Source organism: Psychrilyobacter sp. (assembly GCF_037132775.1).
Classification (GTDB): domain Bacteria; phylum Fusobacteriota; class Fusobacteriia; order Fusobacteriales; family Fusobacteriaceae; genus Psychrilyobacter.
Map to the genome: position 1 here is coordinate 1 of NZ_JBAHZY010000117.1, position 7,971 is coordinate 7,971.

Consider the following 7,971-nt stretch of genomic DNA (forward strand, 5'->3'; position numbering starts at 1 on the left):
GTTTCATCCATCTCACTATCAATAAGGATGGAAACTCCATCATTAAGTAGATCTTTCATGATAGATAGTAAATCTAAAACATTTTCAATATTATATTTATTCATAATTTCAGCAATTAATGGAACTACCTCTCTACATCTTTTCTTAACCATAAAAACCTCCTCAGTTTAATAGATTATACTCTATCAACTAAGAAGGTTAAAATTAATTTACACTAAATTTGGGATACGCCCAATATTTTTTTTATTTATCTTGAGTGTTTTAAAATTACCCTGCCTATTAATCTTGAATTTAGCATGTCATGGACTTTTTCTAGTATTTCTTCTAATTGAACTTCTATAATTCCATCTTCTAACTGGCTTGCTTTCCAAGAATTAGCCAACATACTCCACACTTCATTTCTTTTTTCTTTAGGACACTGTACAGAATCAATTCCAATAAGACGAACCCCCCTTAAAATAAAAGGATAAACATTCATATGATCAATATTTCCTCCAGCTACATTTCCACAAGTGGTTACAACACCACCGTATTTTAAGGATCTAATAGCAGTTGATAAGGGATCTCCTCCAACTGTATCAATAATTCCTGCCCAAGTTTGTTTTAGCATCGCTTTGTTAGTTGTATCTTTAAATTCATCTCTAGTAAGGGTATCACTAGCTCCTAATCCCAATAAAAATTTTCTTTTTTCTTCATTTTCAACAACACCAACTACCTCATACCCTAATTTAACCAAAAATTTAACTGAATGACTTCCTACTCCTCCAGAAGCTCCTGTTACAAGTATGGGTCCATCTTCAGGATCTACTATTAAAATTAACTCATATATAGATAGTGCTGAGGTAAATCCAGCTGTTCCGTAGATCATTGCTTCCTTCAGACTCAAGTTTTTAGGTTTTTTGATTATCCAGCTAGAAGGGATTCTTATATATTCACCAAATCCACCATCTGTATTCATGCCTAAATCATATCCAGTGATAAAGACTTCCTCTCCAGCTTTAAAATCAGTATTTTCAGATGAATAAACAACTCCTGCAGCATCTATTCCTGGAGTATGAGGAAAATTTCTCGTCACTCCTTTATTCCCTGTACAAGACAATGCATCCTTATAATTTAAAGATGAATACAAAACCTTAATAACTACATCTCCCTTGGGAAGATCCTCTATCTTTCTTTCTACAATTTTTGGAATATACTGCCCATCTTCTTCGAAAATTCTTATGGCTTTAAAATTCATTTCCTCAACTCCTATTATTAAATATTTAATTTTTAACTGTTAAAAATCACACAATAATTACCTTCTGGGGTTCTACATTTACTACATCTGATACATTTAACTTTTTTCTATCCCCACCTTTCCACCTCTTTATTAAATGTGGTTTTGTGAGTAGTCCTTGGATAACCCTGAATAAATGAATCATCATATATACCAAACATACCTGGATTTGGCTGTTCTTCCTCTATAATATTTGCATAGCCTGTAATAATAAGGCCAACCTCTCCTTTAGCTAGCTCTTCATAGTTCACCTCGAATTTCAACTTAAAATAGTACGGTATCGTACTTTATGTTTTAATAGTATAAAAATCGATAACAAATGTCAAGAATTATTAATTCAAAATCATATAGACAAAATTGAAAGTATGAAAAATTTTGTTGAAGAAAGAAAAACTATTGGTGTTGATTAATAGAATCTCATTTGGGGCAGATACTAAAAAAGAAGAACCTACAAAATAGATACTACAAAAAGATAGGATAAATTTATAGGTTCTTCTCTAGGTGCTTTTACAATAGTAGCTGTATCCTTTGGTGTAGAACTACAGCCTATTAAGCCTAAAGCTAAAATCCCTCTTGCTAATTTTTTTTATTTTCGTAAATTTTTAACTTCTTCAAATATCCATCCATAGACTTCTTTTTCTTCTGAAGTTAAACTTTTCTCTTTCCACACTTCACATAATTCATCTATAAGTTCGTTTAATTTCATAGAGTATAAGTTATCTTTTACACATTGACTCAATGTACTCTCCATAGCATCACTATATAACCCTATTTGAGCTATCTTTCCTTTTTTTATTGTCAGTCCGAAGGATACCTTTCCCCAAGAGAATTTCTTATCTCCTTCTAACTCCCAATTTGGACTGTCTCCATATCTAAAATCCCAATGAGAATACTTTTCATATAAGGTAGAAATCTCATCTAGATGAGTTTTCTCTTTTATCTCTATAACCTCATCACATATACCATATTCTTTTTGAAACTCTCTATAAAAAGCATGGGAATAGGGCTTGATTTCTTTTATTCCTGTCAAGTCACATAAATTTATGACTCTGGCTCGAATAGAGTCTATTCCTTTGGATTTAATCTTATCTGAAGAAACGGTCAAATAATTTTGTAATTTTTCAAAATCTGTATCTATAAGTATCGTTCCGTGATGATAAGATTTGTCTCCTTTGAAATAAAAAGCATTCCCTGAAAACTTCTTTCCTTCTATTTCCAAATCATTTCTCCCTGTGAAGGTTGCATCTATTCCCATGGATTTTACAGCTTTCAATATAACTCCTATCTGTCTTTCAAAGTTATAATTTTTTTTATTTGTAACAAAGGTAAAGTTTAGATTTCCCAAATCATGATACACAGCTCCACCACCAGATAATCGTCTAGCTAGTTTACCCTTATTCTTTTCCAATTCTTTACATCTACATTCTTTCCAAGAATTTTGATTTCTACCAATAACGACGGTATTATCATTTTGCCAAAGATAGAGGGTTATTTCTTCAGGTTCTAAATTGTCCAGTATAAACTCTTCATAGGCTAAATTAAACCATGGATTAGTAGATTTAGAATATACCAACTTCGTCTTTAGTTTCGTCTTATTATTCAAAATGCAATGACCCTCCATTCAATCCCAAAGCTGCTTCATGCACAGATTCTGCAGTGGTAGGATGAGCGTGTATAGTATGGGCTATATCCTTTGAACTCAAGCCTTTTTTTATGCAAAGAGAAATCTCTGTTATCATATCGGAAGCATGTATTCCTACGACAGTTCCACCCAATAATTGCTTTGTTTGTTTATTTTCAATTAACTTGACAAACCCCAGAGTTTCTCCTAAAGTTTGTGCTTTTCCATTGGCTGCAATGGGGAATTTTGATATATTTACTTCTATGACTTCTTCATCCAATGCATCTTTATTTCTTCTCTCTAACTCTAGTTCTGTGAGTCCAACAACTGCTATTTCAGGAATAGTAAATACTACATTAGGAACAACAGAATAATCCATAGGATTTTCTTTTCCTAAAATATGGTCAATAGCGATTATTCCTTGATGAGAAGCGACATGAGCCAATAAAAATTTCTCAGTAAGGTCTCCGATTGCATAGATATTATCTATATTAGTTCTCATATATTCATCAACTTCTATTCCTGTTTTTCTGGCATTTAATTCAATCCCTAGTTTCTCATGATGAATTCCATCCAGTGATGTGGATCTTCCCACAGCAACCAAAACTTTTTCTGTGGAATAGAATCTATTTTCCCCTGCTGATTTCACTCTCACTATGAGGTCACTATCTTCACCTCTTATAATTTCTTCCACTGCACTTTTAGTTACTATACGAATTCCTTTTAACTTAGCAGATTCTAGAATAACATCCACTACATCTGAATCTAGAGTATTTAAAATTGTTTTATCAAACTCTATTATTGTCACATCCACTCCAAATGAAGCGTAGATAAATGCAAACTCCATTCCTATAATTCCCCCACCAACTATGAGAAGTTTTTTAGGTAATTCACATAAATTAAGTGCTTCTGTACTGGTTATAACTCCTTCTAAATCTATTCCAGGAAGATTTAATTTGGATACTTTCCCTCCAGTGGCCAGGATAATATTCTGTGCAATTATTGTAGTCTCTACATTATTTTCTTTTACTATTATTTTGTTTTTCTCAAGGACTTCACCTTTTCCTTTTACTATTGTTACATCTCTATTTTTTAGAAGGTAATCTATTCCTCCAACCAATTCTTCCACTATTCGATCTTTTCTAGAGATAACATCTTTTAAGTTTATTTTAGGGTTTTCTAAAGTTACCCCAAACTCTTTGAAGTCTTTCACCAAGTTGAAGACCTCTGCTGACCTAACTAGCGTTTTTGTGGGAATACATCCTTCATTCAAGCAAGTCCCACCGAGATTATTCTTTTCTATAATAACTATTTTTTTATCTGTTAATCCCCCATGTAAAGCTGCAACATAACCACCAGGGCCACCACCTAAAATAGCGATATCTACCTCAAGAGTTATTTTTTTCACTTCTTTTGGCTTTATCAATTTACCAAAATAATTAAATGGAGCAGATTTTGTTGTTGATGGCTTCGAAGAAGTATTCAGAGGTGTTTTTGCAGAGGAACCTGAAGAAATTTTTAAAGGTGAAGAAACCTCACATATTCCGTCATCGATATTTAATACTTCTCCTACTTCCACTAATAATTTTACTATATCTGTATCGTATTCAGAAATAATAGTTACATTTCCTTTCTTTGACTCTATATCTAGCAATTTGTCCCCTTTTTTTATTGAATCTAATACTCCTATATATATTCTTGTTACTTTTCCAGATTTAGCATGTCCTGATATTTTTTTTAATTTAATTATATTCATATTCTTCTCCCTCGGTATAAAAATAATATATTAAATCATAGTATAAAGAGAGAATTTTGTCCTCTCTTCTAATATAATTTAATTAATATATTTTATTCAAAATCATTTTCAAATTCATCTATTGATTTCTTTAATAGAGTTACACTATATGCTATTGTTGGTCCTCCACCAAAAGCTACTGAAACCATAGAGGCCTCCATGATTTCTTCTCTTGTTGCTCCAGCTTCTAAAGCCTTATAAGCGTGGAATACTATACAATATTCACATCTGTTATAGACTGCTATTCCAATACTTATCAACTCTTTAAACTTAACGTCTAATTTTCCAGGTGCATAAGCTGCTCCTACCGATTCTTCATTAGTTCTTGATACTTCTTCTAAACCACCCATAAATTCATTTAACATCTCTCTTGGATCTTTCATTGTTGTTGCCTCCTAATAAGTATATTTATGCACTAAAAAAAGATAGCCCACTAATAGTTAGTATACTACCTTTTGTTTTTTTCAAGTTTTATTCATTTATTTATAAGTTTTCTTGAGTAATAATTTCGAGATTATAGATTTTTTTTACTATTTTCTACAATTTTTTTAAATACTTTTTTAAAAATTTGAAGGTCTTCATTATCTATATTTTTCCTCAAATTTTCATTGAAGGTTTCTCCTAAATACATAGTTTTTTCACGAGTATCTTTTCCTAATTCAGTTAGTGAAATCAATGTTTTTCGCCTATCTAAATCATGTTTTTTTCTTATTATCAACTTTTCTCTCTCCAATCTATCAATTAAGGCTACAACTGTGGAGTTTCTTATATTCATTTTCTTTCCTAGGATGGTTTGACTTAAGTCTTCTGCTTCTCCTAAATAAAATAAAGCTATCCATTGAACTCGAGTCAATCCCTTTTCTTTTAATTTAGAGTTGAAGTTATCTCCTATTTTCTTACTTTCATTGGTTGCGAAAATACCTACACAATCTTTTATATCAAACATCTCTGCCTCCTTTTCACTTAGTTTTATTATATTGCGCTTTAATTTCTTATAACTTTCATAAGGCTAATCTCCTTATATTAGTTTAGTTTAATATATTCAAGAAGTCAAATTTTTAACACTAGAAACTTGACTTTTTATGTAGCTAATATATTTATTATTTACTTCTTAATGAGAATACAATGAAGATAGTTGTACTGTTTATCTTAGGTAATTAAGCAACAAAAAATAGAGCTAAAAAAAGTCTAGTTAATAAAAGAAATTTGAAAATATATATATATATTATATACTATAAATGTAAGGCTATTATATTAATGTTATCCCCGAGTGGAAATTTCTAATGCTATTTTATAAAATATCTATGAAATGACACCAATGGGTTCTTTGGGAAACTGAATTTCCTCCCGTATTTGGAAAGGAGTAAACCAAAATAAGGAGGAACGTATTATGAAAATTTGTAGAATTGACATGAGTACCAAGACCATTAGTTTTGAAGAGGTAAAACCTGAATATGTAGGTTTAGGTGGAAGAGCGTTGACATCTAGGATTATATCTGATGAAGTTGATGCAATATCACATCCACTAGGAAAGAACAATAAGTTAGTAATAGCTCCAGGTCTTTTTGCAGGGAATTTAGCACCAAGTTCAGGGAGACTTAGTGTAGGAACTAAGAGCCCATTAACTGGTGGGATAAAGGAATCCAATGCAGGGGGGACAGCAGCTCAAAGTCTAGCAAAATTAGGATATAAGGCAATTATTATAGAGAATAAACCTAAAAATCTGGAGTTAAACCTTATAAAAATAACTTCAGAAGGGGTAACAATAGAGGATGCAAGTTACTTGAAGATGAAAGGGAACTATGATGTAGGAAACATTTTAAGGGGAAAACATGGTGAAAAAATAACTGTGATGTCGGTTGGACAGGCTGGAGAAATGAGATTAACTGCAGCATCAATTGCAGTGACAGATCCCGAAGGAAGACCTACAAGACATTGTGGAAGGGGAGGAACTGGAGCTGTTCTTGGTTCTAAAGGAATAAAGGCAATAGTTATTGATCCTGGAAAAGAAAATAAAGTTGAATACCATGATATAGATTCATTTAGAAAGGCTGCTAGAAACTTCTCCAAATCAATCTTAGCCCATCCTGTATCTGGCCAAGGACTACCGACTTATGGAACGGCAGTTCTTGTAAATATTTTAAATGAAGCTGGAGGATTACCTACAGATAACTTTAGAAATGGAAGATTTGAATTTGCAGAAAATATTAGTGGAGAAACTATGTTTGAAACTATTCAAAAAAGAAAAGAAAAGGAAAGACAACCCATGCTTGTCATCCCGGATGTGTCATGAGATGTTCCCAGGTATATAACGATAAAAATGGAGATTATCTTACAGGTGGATTTGAGTATGAGACTATCTGGGCATTTGGAGCTCATTGTCACATAAAAGATCTGGATTCAATAGCTAAGATGGATAAAATGTGTGATGATTTTGGGGTAGATACTATAGATACTGGAGTTGCAGTGGGAATTGCAATGGAAGGCGGATATTTAGAGTTGGGGGATGTTGAAGGTGCATTAGAACTACTGGAAGAGATCGGAAAAGGATCTCCTATTGGAAGAATTATAGGTAATGGTGCTGCATTTACAGGACAGGCTTTTGGAACAGAGAGGGTGCCAGTAGTAAAAAGACAAGCACTTCCGGCTTACGATCCAAGATCGGTAAAAGGGCAGGGAGTAACCTATGCAACGACTCCAATGGGAGCAGATCATACGGCAGGATATGCAGTTACATCAAATATATTAGGGATAGGAGGAGTTGTTGATCCATTTAAAGAAAGACGGACAGGTGGAATTATCTAGGAATCTTCAAATAGCAACGGCAGTTTTAGATAGGTTAGGTTTTTGTATATTTGTAGCTTTCCCTATCTTAGATGATGAAACAGCGTTTTCTGAAGTAGCGAATATGATAAATTCAAAGTATGACACTAATTTTGATATTAATGAGATCCTTGCAGGTGGACAAGAAGTATTGAAGCTGGAAAAAGCATTCAATCAAAGAGCAGGAATAACAAAAGCTCAAGATAGATTACCTGAATTTTTTAAAGAGGAAGCGGTTGCCCCTCACAATGTGACCTTTGATTTTACAGATGAAGAATTAGATAAAACATTGGAATTTTAGGAGTATTAGATGGAAAATATATGGTGGTCGTGTTTGTCAAACAGTTTATGAAAAAACTTAAGCAATTTTTTGAGTACCAAAATATACCTTAGCAGGTGTTTCATAATCTAAAGAACTATGTCCTCTATCGTTATTATAAAAATTAATATACCTTT

9 protein-coding genes and 1 riboswitch are annotated in these 7,971 nt (G+C 32.6%); of the genes, 3 read left to right on the forward strand and 6 right to left on the reverse strand.

Annotated features, from left to right (window positions below):
• Window positions 1-247: 247 nt before the first annotated feature.
• The 6 genes from V5784_RS07695 to V5784_RS07720 form a co-directional block, all read right to left on the reverse strand.
• On the reverse strand, window positions 248-1,237 hold the full coding sequence (locus V5784_RS07695; RefSeq protein WP_336888448.1) for a YhdH/YhfP family quinone oxidoreductase: 990 nt from the start codon (window positions 1,235-1,237) through the stop codon (window positions 248-250).
• Window positions 1,238-1,344: 107 nt separating this feature from the next.
• On the reverse strand, window positions 1,345-1,527 hold the full coding sequence (locus V5784_RS07700) for a hypothetical protein (RefSeq protein ID WP_336888449.1): 183 nt from the start codon (window positions 1,525-1,527) through the stop codon (window positions 1,345-1,347).
• A 335-nt stretch (window positions 1,528-1,862) separates the two neighbouring features.
• Window positions 1,863-2,879, reverse strand: a complete 1,017-nt coding sequence (locus V5784_RS07705) for a lipoate--protein ligase (protein WP_336888450.1) — start codon at window positions 2,877-2,879, stop codon at window positions 1,863-1,865.
• The gene (lpdA, locus tag V5784_RS07710) at window positions 2,872-4,653 is read right to left on the reverse strand and encodes a dihydrolipoyl dehydrogenase (RefSeq protein WP_336888451.1); all 1,782 of its coding nucleotides are present in this window, start codon (window positions 4,651-4,653) and stop codon (window positions 2,872-2,874) included. The genes V5784_RS07705 and lpdA overlap by 8 nt, the downstream gene beginning before the upstream one ends.
• A 92-nt stretch (window positions 4,654-4,745) precedes the next feature.
• Window positions 4,746-5,075, reverse strand: a complete 330-nt coding sequence (locus tag V5784_RS07715) for a carboxymuconolactone decarboxylase family protein (protein WP_336888452.1) — start codon at window positions 5,073-5,075, stop codon at window positions 4,746-4,748.
• Between the two features lie 131 nt (window positions 5,076-5,206).
• Window positions 5,207-5,638, reverse strand: coding sequence for a MarR family transcriptional regulator (locus V5784_RS07720; protein WP_336888453.1), 432 nt, complete (start codon window positions 5,636-5,638; stop codon window positions 5,207-5,209).
• A 306-nt stretch (window positions 5,639-5,944) separates the two neighbouring features.
• Window positions 5,945-6,072, forward strand: a riboswitch (molybdenum cofactor riboswitch).
• Between the two features lie 10 nt (window positions 6,073-6,082).
• Here V5784_RS07720 and V5784_RS07725 point away from each other — a divergent pair.
• Genes V5784_RS07725 through V5784_RS07735 form a run of 3 tightly spaced genes read left to right on the forward strand, consistent with a single transcriptional unit; the run spans window position 6,083 to window position 7,816 of the window.
• Window positions 6,083-6,985 carry an aldehyde ferredoxin oxidoreductase N-terminal domain-containing protein gene (locus tag V5784_RS07725; protein WP_336888454.1) on the forward strand — a complete coding sequence of 301 codons (903 nt, stop codon included), beginning with the start codon at window positions 6,083-6,085 and terminating at the stop codon, window positions 6,983-6,985.
• Window positions 6,982-7,497 carry an aldehyde ferredoxin oxidoreductase C-terminal domain-containing protein gene (locus tag V5784_RS07730; RefSeq protein ID WP_336888455.1) on the forward strand — a complete coding sequence of 172 codons (516 nt, stop codon included), beginning with the start codon at window positions 6,982-6,984 and terminating at the stop codon, window positions 7,495-7,497. The genes V5784_RS07725 and V5784_RS07730 overlap by 4 nt, the downstream gene beginning before the upstream one ends.
• A complete protein-coding gene (locus tag V5784_RS07735) occupies window positions 7,457-7,816 on the forward strand; it encodes an aldehyde ferredoxin oxidoreductase C-terminal domain-containing protein (RefSeq protein WP_336888456.1) in 360 nt (119 codons plus the stop codon). Before V5784_RS07730 ends, V5784_RS07735 begins: the two co-directional genes overlap by 41 nt.
• Window positions 7,817-7,971: the final 155 nt, after the last annotated feature.

Coding starts and splice junctions, on each gene's coding strand:
- V5784_RS07695 (WP_336888448.1), bottom strand. CDS start 1,237: ATGAATTTTAAAGCCATAAGAATTTTCGAAGAAGATGGGCAGTATATT.
- lpdA (WP_336888451.1), bottom strand. CDS start 4,653: ATGAATATAATTAAATTAAAAAAAATATCAGGACATGCTAAATCTGGA.
- V5784_RS07715 (WP_336888452.1), bottom strand. CDS start 5,075: ATGAAAGATCCAAGAGAGATGTTAAATGAATTTATGGGTGGTTTAGAA.
- V5784_RS07720 (WP_336888453.1), bottom strand. CDS start 5,638: ATGTTTGATATAAAAGATTGTGTAGGTATTTTCGCAACCAATGAAAGT.
- V5784_RS07725 (WP_336888454.1), top strand. CDS start 6,083: ATGAAAATTTGTAGAATTGACATGAGTACCAAGACCATTAGTTTTGAA.
- V5784_RS07730 (WP_336888455.1), top strand. CDS start 6,982: ATGAGATGTTCCCAGGTATATAACGATAAAAATGGAGATTATCTTACA.